The 14,974-nt window shown below is 64.1% G+C and carries 14 protein-coding genes; 3 read left to right on the forward strand and 11 right to left on the reverse strand.

What is annotated here, in order from left to right:
* Positions 1–31: 31 nt before the first annotated feature.
* The 6 genes from purB to MNR02_RS07850 all read right to left on the reverse strand — a co-directional run bounded on the left by purB (position 32) and on the right by MNR02_RS07850 (position 5,513).
* Entirely contained in the window at positions 32–1,339 is a 1,308-nt protein-coding gene (purB, locus tag MNR02_RS07825; RefSeq protein ID WP_241948713.1) for an adenylosuccinate lyase, read from the reverse strand.
* Positions 1,340–1,403: 64 nt separating this feature from the next.
* Entirely contained in the window at positions 1,404–1,829 is a 426-nt protein-coding gene (locus MNR02_RS07830; RefSeq protein WP_371746740.1) for a hypothetical protein, read from the reverse strand.
* 118 nt (positions 1,830–1,947) lie between these two features.
* A complete protein-coding gene (locus MNR02_RS07835; RefSeq protein ID WP_241948715.1) occupies positions 1,948–2,682 on the reverse strand; it encodes a DUF2259 domain-containing protein in 735 nt (244 codons plus the stop codon).
* A complete protein-coding gene (gene rpe, locus MNR02_RS07840; protein ID WP_241948716.1) occupies positions 2,679–3,356 on the reverse strand; it encodes a ribulose-phosphate 3-epimerase in 678 nt (225 codons plus the stop codon). Before rpe ends, MNR02_RS07835 begins: the two co-directional genes overlap by 4 nt.
* A 78-nt stretch (positions 3,357–3,434) precedes the next feature.
* On the reverse strand, positions 3,435–4,436 hold the full coding sequence (locus MNR02_RS07845; protein WP_241948717.1) for a P1 family peptidase: 1,002 nt from the start codon (positions 4,434–4,436) through the stop codon (positions 3,435–3,437).
* Positions 4,437–5,513: an ABC transporter substrate-binding protein gene (locus tag MNR02_RS07850; protein ID WP_241948718.1), complete on the reverse strand. Its 1,077-nt coding sequence runs from the start codon at positions 5,511–5,513 to the stop codon at positions 4,437–4,439.
* Between the two features lie 185 nt (positions 5,514–5,698).
* Between MNR02_RS07850 and MNR02_RS07855 the strand changes: the two genes are divergently transcribed.
* Both MNR02_RS07855 and MNR02_RS07860 read left to right on the forward strand, forming a co-directional pair.
* Positions 5,699–6,181: a flavin reductase family protein gene (locus MNR02_RS07855; protein ID WP_241948842.1), complete on the forward strand. Its 483-nt coding sequence runs from the start codon at positions 5,699–5,701 to the stop codon at positions 6,179–6,181.
* A 31-nt stretch (positions 6,182–6,212) separates the two neighbouring features.
* Positions 6,213–6,530, forward strand: coding sequence for a TfoX/Sxy family protein (locus tag MNR02_RS07860; RefSeq protein ID WP_241948719.1), 318 nt, complete (start codon positions 6,213–6,215; stop codon positions 6,528–6,530).
* Here MNR02_RS07860 and MNR02_RS07865 read toward each other — a convergent pair.
* The 5 genes from MNR02_RS07865 to MNR02_RS07885 form a co-directional block, all read right to left on the reverse strand.
* Positions 6,503–6,940 (reverse strand): NUDIX domain-containing protein, encoded by a 438-nt coding sequence (locus MNR02_RS07865; protein ID WP_241948720.1) that lies wholly within the window; start codon positions 6,938–6,940, stop codon positions 6,503–6,505. The genes MNR02_RS07860 and MNR02_RS07865 overlap by 28 nt on opposite strands.
* A gap of 53 nt (positions 6,941–6,993) precedes the next feature.
* Complete coding sequence (locus tag MNR02_RS07870) at positions 6,994–8,484, reverse strand: DEAD/DEAH box helicase (protein ID WP_241948721.1); 1,491 nt, start codon at positions 8,482–8,484, stop codon at positions 6,994–6,996.
* 193 nt (positions 8,485–8,677) lie between these two features.
* On the reverse strand, positions 8,678–9,952 hold the full coding sequence (locus MNR02_RS07875; protein ID WP_241948722.1) for a M23 family metallopeptidase: 1,275 nt from the start codon (positions 9,950–9,952) through the stop codon (positions 8,678–8,680).
* 132 nt (positions 9,953–10,084) lie between these two features.
* On the reverse strand, positions 10,085–10,912 hold the full coding sequence (locus MNR02_RS07880) for a ferritin-like domain-containing protein (RefSeq protein ID WP_241948723.1): 828 nt from the start codon (positions 10,910–10,912) through the stop codon (positions 10,085–10,087).
* A gap of 22 nt (positions 10,913–10,934) precedes the next feature.
* A complete protein-coding gene (locus tag MNR02_RS07885; RefSeq protein WP_241948724.1) occupies positions 10,935–11,402 on the reverse strand; it encodes a peroxiredoxin in 468 nt (155 codons plus the stop codon).
* Between the two features lie 151 nt (positions 11,403–11,553).
* On the opposite strand from MNR02_RS07885, the gene MNR02_RS07890 reads away from it, so the two are divergent.
* Positions 11,554–14,943: a DUF3971 domain-containing protein gene (locus tag MNR02_RS07890; protein ID WP_241948725.1), complete on the forward strand. Its 3,390-nt coding sequence runs from the start codon at positions 11,554–11,556 to the stop codon at positions 14,941–14,943.
* Positions 14,944–14,974: the final 31 nt, after the last annotated feature.

The following is a 14,974-nucleotide window of genomic DNA, read 5'->3' on the forward strand; positions in this document are numbered from 1 at the left end:
GCCATCGCCTTTTCATATCTGTCGGGATCGATCAGACCGCGCCGAAAACGCGACGGAAGATCGTATCGACGTGCTTGGTGTGATAGCCGAGGTCGAACTTCTCGCGGATGTCCTCCTCGGAAAGTGCTGCGCGCACTTCCGCGTCGGCCAGAAGCTCCTCGAGAAAGTCCTTGCCCTGTTCCCAGACCTTCATGGCGTTGCGCTGCACGAGGCGATAGGCATCCTCGCGCGAGGTTCCGGCTTGCGTAAGGGCAAGCAGGACGCGCTGCGAATGAACAAGGCCGCGGAACTTATTGAGATTCTTGAGCATGTTGTCCGGATAGATCACCAGCTTCTCAATGACGCCCGCCAGACGGTTCAGAGCGAAGTCGAGGGTGATGGTCGTGTCCGGGCCGATGCCGCGTTCGACACTGGAATGCGAGATGTCGCGCTCATGCCACAGCGCCACGTTCTCCATGGCGGGCGTCACGGCCATGCGCACGAGGCGGGCGAGACCCGTCAGGTTTTCCGTCAGGACCGGGTTGCGCTTGTGCGGCATGGCGGAGGAACCCTTCTGGCCGGGCGAGAAGAACTCTTCGGCTTCCAGGACTTCCGTGCGTTGCATGTGGCGGATTTCAATCGCGACGTTCTCGATGGAGGAGGCGATGACGCCCAGCGTAGCGAAGAACATGGCATGGCGGTCGCGCGGGATGACCTGCGTGGAGACCGGCTCCGGCACCAGGCCGAGCTTGGCGCAGACATGTTCCTCGACGCGCGGGTCGATATTGGCGAAGGTGCCGACGGCGCCGGAGATCGCGCCGGTCGCGATTTCCGCGCGGGCCGCTACGAGACGGGCGCGGTTGCGGTCCATTTCGGCATAGAAGCGGGCGAGCGTCAGGCCCATCGTGGTCGGCTCGGCGTGGATGCCGTGGCTGCGGCCGATGCGGATCGTGTCCTTGTGCTCGAAGGCGCGGGCCTTCAGCGCCGCGAGAACGCGGTCCATGCCGGCCAGAAGGATATCGGCAGCGCGCACGAGCTGGATGTTGAAGGTGGTGTCCAGCACGTCCGAGGACGTCATGCCCTGATGCACGAAGCGGCTGTCGGGACCGACGAATTCGGCAAGGTGCGTGAGGAAGGCGATGACGTCATGCTTGGTGACGGCCTCGATCTCGTCGATGCGGGCGACGTCGAATTCGGCCTTGCCACCCTTCTCCCAGATCGTTTCGGCAGCCGATTTCGGGATGACGCCGAGTTCTGCCAGCGCATCGCAGGCATGGGCTTCGATCTCGAACCAGATGCGGAACTTCGTTTCGGGCGACCAGATGGCGACCATGTCCGGTCGGGAATAGCGAGGGATCATCGGCTCTAGACTTTCCTTGGGAAGGTGGGAATTGCCGCCGCTTTAGCAAAGATGGGCGGCAAGCTCAACGCATGGAGGGCGACATGGACCGGGCAAGCCACAGGCTGGCACCGGCAAGAACCGGCAGGCCGACCGGAAGATAAAGCCCGAGACCCATGACGAGGAACTGGTAGACCGCGCCCGCCGTGGTGAAAGCGAACTGGAAAGCCCAGACGACAGTCCCGAAGGGTTCGTGCCACTGGGCATAGAACAGGCGGTAATCCAGAGCGAAGGCGAGCGCCGTGATTGCGACGGTTCCCACGCTCAGCAGCGCGAAATGGGCTGCGAAGCGGGCCTCGATCCCGCGCCGGCGCGACAGGAAGCGTGCCATCGGAAGCAGGATCGGCCAGGCGACGGTGCCACCGGCGAAATAGATCAAGAGAAGCTGCCGAAGGTGAAAGGACGGCAGCCGGTCATGCGTGAGCAGCGAGATATAGGCACACAACGCCATCGTGACGCCCCAGCAGAGCGCGCCACCAAGACAGAGTGCCAGCGATGGAAAAACTGGCGGCAATGGATGGTCGGGCCCTGTATCGTTCCAACCCGTCACGGATGCCGCCTGCTTCATGTCAGGGCCGGAACGGCACGGCGATCCACCGGCCATTGTCGCCCTCGAAACCGACGCTGCGGACCAGCACAAGCGCCACATGAACCCGCGCACCATTCTGCACGGGGAAGGTGAGCGCCCCGGAAAGCTGATAGGTGAGCGGGCAGTTGCGGCTGTCGGGAACCTCTCTGTCCTCATAGACCATGCGGTCCACCGGCTTTCCATCATCCTGCACGAGGCGCAGGCGGAAGCCCTTGCCGCCATAGGGTGTGATGGCCCGGCATTTTTCCGGCAGCGGCAGCGCGATCTCGTCGAGCGCCAGCGCATAGCTTCCGCCCGGCATGGGCTCGATGGCGAAGGGGTAATAATCGATGCGGTTGCGGTCTACGCCGAGCTGGCCCATCGGATTGAACGCGGCGAGGATGCCCGGATTGTTGAGAAGCCTGTTCTTTTCGATCATCGGCGCGGCCTTGGCCATCGCATCCGCTCGCGCCTTGGAAAGTCCTGCCTGTTCGTCATCGATGCGCACGCGCACCGGCGTGCCGGGCAGATAGGCGTCCTTTTCCGTGTCGATGAAATAGATGGTGGAATAGGGAAAGCCGGAGCCGTCCTGAACGCCGAACTCCTCGAAGGCATAAACCTTGCCGTCGGGCGAGAAGCCGATGGACTGGAAGGTAGAGAAATCCCCGGCCGTGGCGCCTGTCGCCGTCATAAGACAGGCGGCAAGCGCCGTCACCGCGTTCCGCAATATCCTCAAGCGCGGGCTCCCTCCGCATTGGCGCGCAGAGTGTCGATGGTTTTGCGATAGGCGTCAATGTTGCCGCCGCCGAAGATGGCCGAGCCCGCAACGAAGACGTTCGCGCCGGCCGCGGCGGGCATGGCGATGGTGTCGATGGCGATGCCGCCATCCACCTGGATGTCGATCGGCCGCTCGCCAACCATTTTGCGCACGCGGCGCAGCTTTTCCTGCATCGCCGGAATGAACTTCTGGCCGCCGAAGCCGGGATTGACCGTCATGACGAGGATGAGGTCGATCTTGTCCAGGAGGTAGTCGAGCACGCTTTCGGAGGTGGCCGGGTTGATCGATACGCCGGCGCGCTTGCCAAGCGCGCGGATCGCCTGCAGCGAGCGGTCGAGATGCGGGCCGGCCTCGGCATGCACGGTGATGCTGTCGCAGCCTGCCTTGGCGAAGGCCTCCAGATACGGGTCGGCCGGTGAAATCATCAGGTGGCAGTCGAAGAATGCGTCGGTGTGCGGACGCAGCGCCTTGATGACATCGGGGCCAAAAGAGATGTTTGGTACGAAATGACCATCCATGATGTCGAGATGGACCCAGTCGGCGCCGGCGGCGACGACGTCGCGCACTTCCTCGCCGAGCTTGGCGTAGTCGGCGGCGAGAATGGAGGGCGCGATCCGGATGGGAAGGGTCATGTTAGGCTCCTCGGAACAGGATGGGGCAGGATATCGGCGTGGCCATATCATTCCCGGCAGGGGGGAACAACGGGCGAATTAGCCCGTCGCCCAGCTCGGCATGATGTCGCCCGCCATTGGCGTGGCGTCATTCACGCCGCGCGCGATGGCGCGTGCCATGGTGGACGCGGCGGCCGCGCCCAGTTCGATGAAATCCTCCGGTGCCGGCGTGCGCCCGCTGCGGCCGGTGGCAAGCGCGAAGACGAGGTCGCCGTCGTAAGGCGTATGCGCAGGCCACAGTGCGCGGGCAAAGCCGTCATGGGCGGCAATCGCAAGGCGCTTTGCCTCTGCCTTGGTCAGGACGGCGTCGGTGGCGATGACGGCGATGGTCGTGTTTTCCGTGCCGGTCGGGCGGTGCGACATTTTCGTGCGCGGCAGCCGTGCTTGCGAGGGCAAGGGAGCGGGCAGGCCGAGACCACCGAATTCGCCGTCCTCCTCGAACGGGGCCGCCCAGAAATGCCTGCTATCGCCGACCGTCGCCGAACCGAGCGCATTCACCGCGACGAGCGCCCCGACCGTGAACCCCGAATCGAGCACGCTGGATGCGGAGCCGAGTCCGCCCTTGAAGGTCGCGGTGAGCGCGCCCGTTCCCGCTCCCACGCTGCCCGTCTCGAAATCTTCTGCCGCAGCCGCAAGCGCTGCATAACCCAGCTCGCGATAGGGCGGGTAGCGGCCCCAGTCCTTGTTGCCGCCGTTCATGAGATCGAACAATATGGCGGCCGGCACGATGGGAATGCGGTGCGGACCGACGGCAAAGCCGCGTCCGGCCTCGCGCAGTCCGGCCTGTACCCCGGACGCGGCATCGAGTCCGAAGGCCGAGCCGCCCGAAAGCACTACCGCATCGACGGTCTGTACCGTGTTGTGCGGCTCAAGCAGGTCCGTTTCGCGCGTGCCCGGCGCGCCGCCCAGCACCTGGACGGCAGCGATTGTCGGTTCCTCGCACAGCACGACCGTCACGCCCGAGCGCAGGACATGGTCCGTCGCATGTCCAACCGTGAGGCCCGCCACGTCCGTCATGCGGTTCTTGAGGCCGGGGCGCATCTATTCGCCTTCCTGTGCGGTGTCGGCCGGCATGAAGGTGCCGCCGCGCCACACCAGCAGTCGATAGGGATTGTCCTGCAATTCATGGTCGCTGCCAAAGGCGACAGGGCCGACCGCTGTCGCGAAAGTGCCGGTGGAGAGTTTTTCGATAAGGTCGCCGCCTGCGGCCGCGGCAGCGGCCACCGCGGTCACGGCGGCATGGGCCGGCAGCACATAGCCTTCCGCCACGATGCCCTTGGCCTGCATGGCTGCAGCCACGGCGCTGCCATCCGGCAGGGTCTGATAATCGGGCAGGGCGATCGCCTGCACACCGTCCGTCATCGGCACGGTCGGGTCGGCGCCCAGGAGCGCTTCGCCGCCCAGCAGGGCGAGCGAGACCTTCTCCGCCTTCGCGTCGCGTGCGATCACGGCGATATCGGTGCGGTCGCCGCCGACGAAGACACGGGTGACGCCGGTCTTGGCAAGGCGTCGAACCAGGGTCAGCTGCTGTTCCTGGGCGGGGCGGAACGTGTCGACGAAGGCGGCCTTCATACCGACTTCCTCAAGTTGGAGACGCACGGCCTCCACCAGTTCGCGCGCATGGATCGTGCCGTCGTCGATGAGCGCGAAGGGTTCCGATTTCCAGTCGCGCGTGATGACCTCGACCGCTTTGTCCGCTTCCGCCTTCGGGCCGGGTGCCAGCCGGAACAGCGGCCATTCCTTCTTCAGCGCGTCTTCCATCAGAATCCCGGAGCGCACGGAGAGCGTCACGGACGGGATCTTCGCTTCGGCAAGGGCCGGCAGGGCGGCGGCCAGTCCCTCGGTGCAGAGGAACCCGATGGCGGAGCGCGCATCCGCGGCTATGATCTGCCCGGCGATGCCTTCGCCATCGGTCTCGTCGCAGGCCTCTGCAATCTCGACCACCGTGTCGCCATTGGCTGCGGCGGCAAAGCGCGCGCCATCGCGCACCTGCTGGCCGAGAATGGCGAGCGGTCCTTCCGTCGGGGCCACGACGGCGAAAGTCAGGCCGGCCGCAAGGGCAGGCGAGGGGACGGCCCCGATGGCGGCAAACAGGCTGGCAAGGACGGCGCTCTTCATCTTCAACCCATGGATCGCGATCGCTTCCTTTGTAAGGATCGGGCTTCGGGCGTCAAAGGGAAAAGTCCCGAGCCTGGCCTTTGTCCTGAAAGAGACAGGAAAATTCGGCATTTGGGGGTTACATTTGCGTTCATTTTCGCCATGTATCTCCAGTGTCATAGGAGAATGCCGTGTTGGACAGATCGATGCTGGATCCATCGCTATATCGCGATGCCATGAGCCGTTATGCCGGCCATGTTCAGATCGTCACGACGGCGCATGACGGTGAGAAACGCGGTGTTACGATCACCGCTGCCTGCTCGGTTTCCGATAGCCCGGCCATGGTGCTTGCCTGCGTCAATGCTGCCAACCCCAAGAACGCGATCTTCGAAAAGAGCGGCCATTTTGCATTGAATGCGTTGTCGGCGGACCAGATCGATCTCGCCAACGCGTTTTCGGGCCGAGACCCCTTGATGACGTCGGAGCAGCGTTTTGCTCTCGGCGACTGGCAGGAGCTGGCAACAGGGGCTCCGGTGCTGAGGAATGCTCTGGCCGCGTTCGATTGCCGGCTCGTCGAACTCCAGGTAATGGCCACCCATATGGTGCTGATCGGCGAGGTGATGGGCGTCTCCTTCGGCGAACACCGCCCGGCGCTCATATACAAGGACCGGGGCTATCACACGCTGTAGGGCGTGCTGGACGGGAAAAAAGGAGCGGAGCTTGGATCGCGACGGGATTGAAGAAATGTTCCAGGTGCTCGGGCCGGTGACGATCCGGCGCATGTTCGGCGGCAAGGGAATCTACCATCAAGGCCGCATCCTGGCGCTCGATTTCCGCGACGAGATCCTGCTCAAGGCCGATTCGGTGAGCGCGCCCGATTTCGAGGCGGCCGGGTGCCGGCAATGGACGTATGAAGGAAAGAAGGGCACGCCGGTGAAGATGCCTTACTGGTCGGTGCCGGAGGCGGCCTTCGACGACCCCGACGAGATGGCGATATGGGTGCGGCGAGCCTATGAGGCTGCGTTGCGCGCCGCCTGACGGCGGATGAGCGCTTCAACCGCATCCGCGGCAAAGCGCGAGAGCGGGCTCGGAAGCGCATCGAGCGCGAACCAGCCGAATTCCGGCAGCTTTTCCGGCTCCATGACGCGCGGCTCACCGGAAAAATCATCGGTCACATAGATGAGCGACAGCCAGTGCTGGCGCTCCTGCGCGATGATCTGCTCGGAAATGCAGAGAAAGTCGATGGTGTCCGTGGTGATGCCGGACTCTTCCTCCGCCTCGCGGCGGGCGGCGTCGATGGCGTGCTCCATGTGGTCGACCTTGCCGCCCACGATGCTCCAGCAGCCTGCTTCCGGCGCTTTGGCGCGGCGATAGAGCAGCAGCTTTCCATCACGCAAAAGAGCCAGGCCGCAACCGAGGCCCGGCACGTCTATTCCAGGAATTGGCATTCAGGAATCCCAGCAAGTATGGTTTGGCGCGGGTCTGCGCAAAACCAGCTCGATCAGGCCTTGCCGGCAATCAGCATGAACGCCGGCACCTCGTCGCCGAAGCCGAGCGGCGTCGGGCCGTCATCGTCGTCGCGGCGGTACCGGTTGCGGCGGTCACGGCTGTCATCGTTGGCCGGGCGGGGCGCGGCATGGTTTGCGGCGCGGGGATTGCGTGCGGGATTCTGCGGCCGTACGTCCGCCTTGCGTTCAGCTTTCACGACGTCCACCTTTTCTTCGGTCTCGACTGCCTCGACCCGGGGCTCCGGGGCACGGGCTTCACTCTTGCCACGGCCACGCGAGCGGTCACGTCCGCCGCGATCGCGGCCGTTGCGGGGGCGTTCGCGCTCTTCGCTTTCGGCCTGCTGCGGCAGGTCGTCGAGCGAGCCGTTCAGCCATTCGATCTTCTGATCGATCAGCTTTTCGATAGCGTCGACGAACTTGCCGTCGCGCTTGGAGACGAGGGTGAAGGCGGCGCCCGAGCGGCCGGCACGGCCGGTGCGGCCGATGCGGTGGACATAGTCCTCGGCATGGATCGGGACGTCGAAGTTGAAGACGTGGCTCACATCGGGAATGTCGAGGCCGCGGGCAGCGACATCGGAGGCCACGAGCAGCGTGAGCTTGTTTTCCTTGAAATTCGCCAGCATCGTCGTGCGGGACCGCTGGTCCATGTCGCCATGCAGCGCGCCGACGGAGAAGCCGTGGCGATCGAGCGAGCGGAAGAGATCGGCGACGTCAACCTTGCGGTTGCAGAAGATGATCGCGTTCTTGAGATCGTCCTGGGCGCGGATGAGGTCGCGCAGCACGGCGCGCTTCTCGTAATCCTTGCTTTGGGTGGCGACGAAGCGCTGCGTCACCGTCTTGGCGGTGGAGGAAGGCGGAGCCACCTCGATGCGCTCGGGGTTCTGCAGGAAGCGGTCGGCCAGCTTCTGGATTTCCGGCGGCATGGTGGCTGAGAAGAACAGGGTCTGGCGCGTGAACGGAATGAGCTTGGCGATGCGCTCGATATCAGGGATGAAGCCCATGTCGAGCATGCGGTCGGCCTCGTCGATGACGAGGATTTCGACGCCGGTCATCAACAGCTTGCCGCGTTCGCAATGGTCGAGAAGACGGCCGGGTGTGCAGATCAGCACGTCGGCGCCGCGCTCCAGCTTGCGGTCCTGCTCATCGAAGGAGACGCCGCCGATGAGAAGCGCCACGTTCAGCTTGTGGTTCTTGCCGTACTTTTCGAAGTTCTCGGCAACCTGTGCCGCCAGTTCGCGTGTCGGCTCGAGGATCAGCGTGCGCGGCATGCGGGCGCGGGCACGGCCCTTTTCGAGGAGCGTCAGCATCGGCAGCACGAAGGAGGCCGTCTTGCCGGTGCCTGTCTGGGCAATGCCGAGAATGTCGCGCCGCGCAAGCGCCGGCGGGATGGCGCCGGCCTGGATCGGGGTCGGGATCGTGTAGCCCGAATCGGTGACGGCGGACAGGACTTTCTGGCTCAGGCCAAGATCAGCAAAAGTGGTCAAAGGAAAAACAGTTTCCGTTCCGGTTCTCGCGAACACAATGAGTTGTAGCGGTCGATGCGCCGCTAGGATGCAGCGCACTTATGCCGAAAGTGCCGGAAAGTCAAGGAAATCAGCTTTTCTACAAAACCGGCGGGCTATTTGCTGCTGCCGAACGACAAATTTGTCATACGAAGGGGAACGGATCTGGCGTTCGTCAATCCATGTAGGTGGTCAGCTTCATGCCCGCCGTGAGGAAGCGCATCGGGTCGATCGCCTTGCCGTTACGGCGCACTTCGTAGTGCAGGTGCGGGCCGGTGGAACGCCCCGTGGTGCCTGACAGGCCCACCGGATCGGACGCCTCGACGTGATCGCCGACCTTGACGAGAACGCGGGAAAGATGGGCGTAGCGCGTGGTCAGGCCGTCGCCGTGATCGATTTCCACCATGTTGCCGTAGCCGCCGTTGCGGCCGGCAACGGTGACGGTGCCGGCGCCGCTGGATCGGATCTGCGTGCCGGTGCTCGCGCGGAAATCGATTCCGGCATGCAGCGCCAACCTGCCGAGGAATGGATCTGTGCGGTTGCCGAAGCGGCTGGTGATGTTGCTGCCCGGCGAGGGGTTGCCGAAAGGCAGCTTGCGCGCCGTGCGGCGGGCTGCATCGAGACGATCGAGCGCGTCGTCGAGGTCGTTGATGGATTCCTCGAAGGGATTGGAAAAGGTCTCGGGCTCAACGAAGGGACCGCCGATGGCCGTCTGCGCGCCCTCTTGGGCAGCCTGATCGTCGGCGGCGGCCGTCTCGGTGACATCGAAGCCGGTGCGGCGCAGGATGGTCTGGATGGCGTCGGCGGTTTCCGATGCGCCGGCCGTCAGAGACTGGATCCGGTTCAGCTGGTCGTGTTCGAGGTCCTTCAGCGACAGCGTGACGCGCGAAAAGAGGCGATCGGCCCGATCGGCGACCGATTCGCCGGTCGAGGCATAGGCGAGCTGCGTTGTCTTCTGTGGGGCCACGTTGCCCATGATGGCGTTGATCGCGCCGACCGCATCGGCGCGGCGGCCGTCCGTCACCGGCTTCTCTTCGGGCAGGGGAACAGTTTCGGCGCGATTGAGCAGGGCATCGAGCTTGCCGTGGCGCGCGGAAAGCGCCAACTGCTGCTGCATCAGCTTTTCGACCTTCTCTTCCACGACCTGCTGATCGAGAAGCTGGCGGCTGGTCACACGGTCGACCTGGGCGCGCAGCGCGGAAATGCGGTCTTCGTAGTCGTGCTGCATGCGCGCCTGCCGCGCCATCGTGGCGCCGATCAGGTCGTCGCGCAGGACGAGGTAGGAAGTGGCGGCGAGATAGCCGACGGTGAACATGCCGGCAAAGCAGAAGGTGACGGCGGCCATCCAGGGACGGATGGTCATGTGGCGGATCTTGTCGCCGCTCGCCAGGATAACGACATGCTGCTGCGCGCGTTTTCCGAAGACGCGGTTTTCAGGACGCTCCGCCACAGATGACCCCCAGACGTTTCAGCCATGCCACCATCGCGCCAACCCGTGACTCGCGGTGCTGTACTCTTGGCGGGGATTACACTCTGTTAGGGTTAATAAAGCCTTTCGCGGCGGCCGCTTCGGCCTGAAATATCAGCTCTGACTCACGGAAACGAGGGAGCGGTAGAAGGACGGCGTCAGACCTGCTTCGGCGCGTGCGACATCGTTGAACGGCGCCTTGAGCGGACTGCGGAAATTGGTGCGCACCAGCTCCTGGAAGGTGGCCGACGGGTCCTTCTTTTCCCGCGCGCAGAGGAAGCGGAACCACTTCGCGCCGACGGCGACATGGCCTTTCTCGTCGTTGTAGATGATGTCGAGAATGTCGGCGCTGGCGTGGTCGCCGGTCTCGCGCATCTTCATCTGCAATGTGGGCGTCACGTCGAGGCCGCGCGCCTCCAGAATGAGCGGCACGACGGCGAGGCGCGCGGTCAGGTCGTTGCGTGTGTCGTGCGCGGCCTGCCACAGGCCGTCATGGGCGGGCAGGTCGCCGTAGTCGGCGCCGAGTTCGCGCAACCGGTCGCGGATCAGCCGGAAATGCTTGGCCTCCTCGAAGGCCACCTGCATCCAGCCGTCGAAGAAGGAATGCGGTACCCGCTCGGTCGTGAAGCGCGCCACGATGTCGAGCGCGAGATCGATGGCGTTGAGTTCGATATGGGCGAGCGCATGCAGGAGCGCGATGCGTCCCTTCTCGGTGTGCAGCGAACGCTTCTCCATGTTTCTCGGCGGCACGAGATCCGGCTTGTCCGGCCGACCCGGCCGCGCGGGCAGGGCCGGATCGCGCGGCGAGCGTATCGAGAGCGTGCGGGCGAACCAGCGGCGCGCGGTTTCCTGCGCGAGATCCGCCTTCATATCGAGGTCGGCGGAGGCGATGGCGGCGGTAGCGCCGCCGCGCAGGCTTTCGATGTGGGGAATATGAGTCATTCCGGGGCCTTGATCGCGTCGCTTAAAGCTTCTTGGCGGCGTCCAGCACGGCGGCGACATGGCCCGGGACCTTCACCTTGTTCCAGATCTCGGCAATCTTGCCCTCGGCATTGATGAGCACAGTGGTGCGCTCCACACCCATATAGGCGCGGCCGTACATGCTCTTTTCCTTCCATACGCCATAGGCCTGCAAGGTCTCCAGTCCTGCGTCGGAGGCGAGCGGCACGTCGAGGCCGTGCTTCTTGACGAACGAATCATGCTTCTTGACCGGGTCGGGCGACATGCCGATCAGCGCGACGCCGGCTGCGTCGAAATCGGGCCGGGCGGCGGTGAAGTCCTTTGCCTCCGTCGTGCAACCGCTCGTGTCGTCCTTCGGATAGAAGAACAGGACGACGGGCTTGCCGCGAAAATCCTGCAGGGAAACGGTGCCGCCACCATCGCGCGGCAGCGTGAAATCGGGTGCTTTCATGCTTGGGGCCAGTTCTGCCATGGGATTTCCTTTCTTTGGCCGGCTTTTTGAGTCAGGGACCGGGCTTTCCGCATATATAGTGACGGGCAGAATCGTCCAGCGCAGAGCGGACGGCACGCTACCTTTCCACGGGATAGCACGGCGGACCAGGGCAGGGGAAAGCAAACGCTTCATGGGAGAAATCCGCGGCGAGAAAGTTGTGTTCCGCAAGCAGGATATCGTTCCGCTGCACGAACTGCCGTCTGCGCGGGCGCATGAGCCGATCGTCCTGCACGCCGTGGAAACCAGCCGAACCGGCTTTTTGTGCCGCATTCTTGCGGTCGTCGTTGCCATCGTCCTGTTCATCGGCGCGGGCATTATCGCGCTTGTGGAAGCGGGCGTCTTCGACAGCACCCTGAACGCGCGCGCCGTCGTCGCCCTCAACGATGCCCTGGGACCGCGATACCGCGCCTCGGTGGATCATACGGTGCTGCGTGTCGCCGGCCTGCGCGGCTTTGTCCTGAAGGCAGAGAATGTGCGCATCGTCGATGTGCACTCGCAGAAGGAAATGGCGACGACCGAGGCTGTCGGCCTGGTGCTCGATCCCACAGCCCTTGTCGTCGGACGCGTCGCCATTTCGCGGCTCGATGTGGATGGCGTCATGATCAATGCGGCGCTGCTGCCTGAAAGCAAGCCGCTCGATCTCGACGATCTGCGCATTTCCGATGTGCCCGATTATCTCGAAACGGCGTTTGAGCGGCTCGACGGCATGGACCGCCTGCTTGATTCGAGCGGCATGCAGGCCGTCAATCTGTCGGATTTCGGCGCGACGTTCCAGGGGCCGGGCGGACGCCCCGTCGTGCTGTCCATTGCCGACCTCCAGTTCTCGCGCGATGCCGGCGGCACCATGTCCATCGACGGCCGGTTCCTGCTGAACGGGAAGGATGGCGAGATCGACCTGACCGCGGCGACGGAAGGCGGATCGGTACGAACGATCGACGGCGTCATCCGCAACGTCGCCTTCGGCAATCTCCTGCTGACACACACACCGGACGGCGACGTTCATGCGGGTGTGGCCACCACCATGGATGTGACCGTCAGCGCCGGACGCGAGGGCGAAACCGCAAAGCCCAGGCTGACGGTGGATATCGGCCTCGCCGCCGGTACTGTCTATGGTGACGGCGTGCCGGCCGAGCTGCGCCCGTCGACGATCAAGGCAAGCTACAACTTCGACAAGGGCTCCATCGAACTCATCTCCAGGGATGCGAGCGTCGGCCAGTCGCACTTCCCCTTTACGGGAGGCCTCATCGACCTCGACCGCGTGTCCGACAAGCCCGACAAGGGCTTTGCCATTGATCTCGTTTTCAGCAATGCGATCAGCCGTCCGGTCGATTCCACCGAGGCGCCGATCCGTTTCGATGCGAAGGCGAGCGGCTACTTCCTGACGAAGACGAAGAAGCTGCAATTCGACGAGATGGCGGTGTCGAGCGACAAGGGCAACGTGGCGGGTTCGCTTGCCATGCGCTTCGGCGACCGGGAGCCGGAAGTCAGCTTCGTGATGATCGCCAGCGAACTGGAATCGGCTGCGGTCAAGCAGTTTTGGCCGTTCTGGATGGCCAAGACCGCGCGAAGCTGGGTGATCAAGAACATCTTCGGCGGTACCGTCACGAACGGTCGCATTGAATTCTACCTGGCCGAAGGACGCGAACGCACGCCCGGCGTGCCGATGCGCCTCACCGAAGACGAATTGAAAATCGACTTCGATATCGAGGGCGCGCGCATGAACGTTGCAGGAGAAATCCCGCCACTGCGCGATACATCCGGCCAATTCCGCCTGCGCGGGCCGCGCACCGAAATTTCCATCAAGGGCGGCACGGCCTATTTCCCGTCGGGCCGTTCCGTCGCCCTGAGCGGCGGTACCTTCATCCTCCCGGATAACTATACCAAGCCGCTGATGGCCGACATGGATATCAACGTTTCGGGCGACGCGGACGCCATTGCCGAACTCGTCACCTATCGCCCCATCCGCGCCTTGCCTGCGACGGGCTTTGTGCCCGAGGATTTCTCCGGGCCGGTGAAGGCCAAGGTCAAGGCGCATTTCGGCGTGATCGCCGCGCATAGCCCGCCGCCGCCCGAATGGAACGCGGCGCTGACGCTAGAGGGCGTGGACGTGCGCAAGCCGGTCGCCGGTCGCAAGGTGACGGACTTGCGCGGCGTGCTGGCGATCGATCCGCGGCTGGCTGCTCTCGATGCCAAAGCCGATATCGATGGCGTAGGCCTCAACATCGCGTTGCTCGAACCCGTCGACAAATCCACCGGCGCCAAACGCAAGACGACCCTTTCAGGGACCATCGGCAACAAGGATCGCCGCGCGCTGCTGCCTGGACTGGACGAGATCATCGAGGGGCCTGTCGACATACGCGTCGAGCAGGAGGGCAACGGACCAAGCAGCGTAGAGGCCGACATGGGCAAGGCGGCGGTGTCGGTGCCTTGGCTTGGCTGGACAAAGGGCGCAGGCATCGGCGGCAAGGTGACGCTCACAGCCAATACGGCCGATGGTGTGACGAAGATTTCCGATTTCCGTTTTGTCGGTGACGGCTTCAATGTCGCCGGCGCACTGAATTTCCGCGGTGCCTCGCTCGATTCGGCGAATTTATCAACCGTTCGCCTGTCCGCCGATGACAGTTTCCGCATCAAGGTCGACCGTTCCAAGTCCGGCTACCGGGTGGCGGCCAATGGCGAAGCGGCGGATGTACGCCAGGTGCTTGCCCGGCTCAAGAACGCCACCGGGGGCAGTGGCGGCGACAAGCAGTCAGTGAGTGTCGATGCGAGCCTGTCGCGCGCGTTGGGTTTCAACGGCGAGAGCCTTTCCAACGTTCAGTTCCGCTACGATACGGCCGGCGGCCGCATTTCGGGGCTGAACCTGTCCGGCGTCACGTCCGGTGGCGCGCCTGTCGTGGCTCAGGTTGTAAAGACCGACGGTGTCGACGTGATCCAGTTGACCAGCGGCGATGCGGGTGCCGTCGTACGCTTTGCCGATGTCTACCGTCACATGAGGGGCGGGCTCCTCAATGTCCGCCTGCGTGACACGGGCGCGAACGGCTGGCTGGGGTCGGTCGATGTCCGCAATTTCGCGCTGGTGGGCGAGGAGCGGCTGCGTTCGCTCGTCTCGACACCGGCCGGGGAAAACGGCCGCAGCCTGAACCAGGCGGTCCGCCGGGAAATCGATGTCAGTGCTGTGAAGTTCTCCCGCGGCTTTGCCCAGGTGCGCGCTGCCGGCGGCGCACTCAGTGTGGCGAATGGCGTCGTGCGGGGCGAGACCGTGGGCGCGACATTCCAGGGCATCGTGCGCGACGCCAATGGCAATATCGACATGACGGGCACCTTCATGCCGGCCTATGGCCTCAACCGGCTGTTCGCCGAATTGCCGCTGATCGGTATCATCCTCGGCAACGGCAACGACCGCGGTCTGATCGGCATCACCTTCAAGCTTGCTGGGCCGGTCGAACAGCCCAATCTCACCATCAACCCGCTCTCGATCATCGCGCCGGGCGTGTTTCGTAATATCTTCGAATTCCAGTAGGACCGATTAGCGGGTGCTGAGATCACGAACG

It is taken from the genome of Shinella sp. H4-D48 (assembly GCF_022637395.1).
In the GTDB taxonomy this organism is placed as follows: domain Bacteria; phylum Pseudomonadota; class Alphaproteobacteria; order Rhizobiales; family Rhizobiaceae; genus Shinella; species Shinella sedimenti.

Bases quoted from the DNA above. Each gene is read 5' to 3' on its own strand.
- purB (WP_241948713.1), bottom strand. From the start codon at position 1,339: ATGATCCCTCGCTATTCCCGACCGGACATGGTCGCCATCTGGTCGCCC.
- MNR02_RS07830 (WP_371746740.1), bottom strand. From the start codon at position 1,829: ATGGCGTTGTGTGCCTATATCTCGCTGCTCACGCATGACCGGCTGCCG.
- rpe (WP_241948716.1), bottom strand. From the start codon at position 3,356: ATGACCCTTCCCATCCGGATCGCGCCCTCCATTCTCGCCGCCGACTAC.
- MNR02_RS07845 (WP_241948717.1), bottom strand. From the start codon at position 4,436: ATGCGCCCCGGCCTCAAGAACCGCATGACGGACGTGGCGGGCCTCACG.
- MNR02_RS07850 (WP_241948718.1), bottom strand. From the start codon at position 5,513: ATGAAGAGCGCCGTCCTTGCCAGCCTGTTTGCCGCCATCGGGGCCGTC.
- MNR02_RS07855 (WP_241948842.1), top strand. From the start codon at position 5,699: ATGCTGGATCCATCGCTATATCGCGATGCCATGAGCCGTTATGCCGGC.
- MNR02_RS07865 (WP_241948720.1), bottom strand. From the start codon at position 6,940: ATGCCAATTCCTGGAATAGACGTGCCGGGCCTCGGTTGCGGCCTGGCT.
- MNR02_RS07880 (WP_241948723.1), bottom strand. From the start codon at position 10,912: ATGACTCATATTCCCCACATCGAAAGCCTGCGCGGCGGCGCTACCGCC.
- MNR02_RS07885 (WP_241948724.1), bottom strand. From the start codon at position 11,402: ATGGCAGAACTGGCCCCAAGCATGAAAGCACCCGATTTCACGCTGCCG.
- MNR02_RS07890 (WP_241948725.1), top strand. From the start codon at position 11,554: ATGGGAGAAATCCGCGGCGAGAAAGTTGTGTTCCGCAAGCAGGATATC.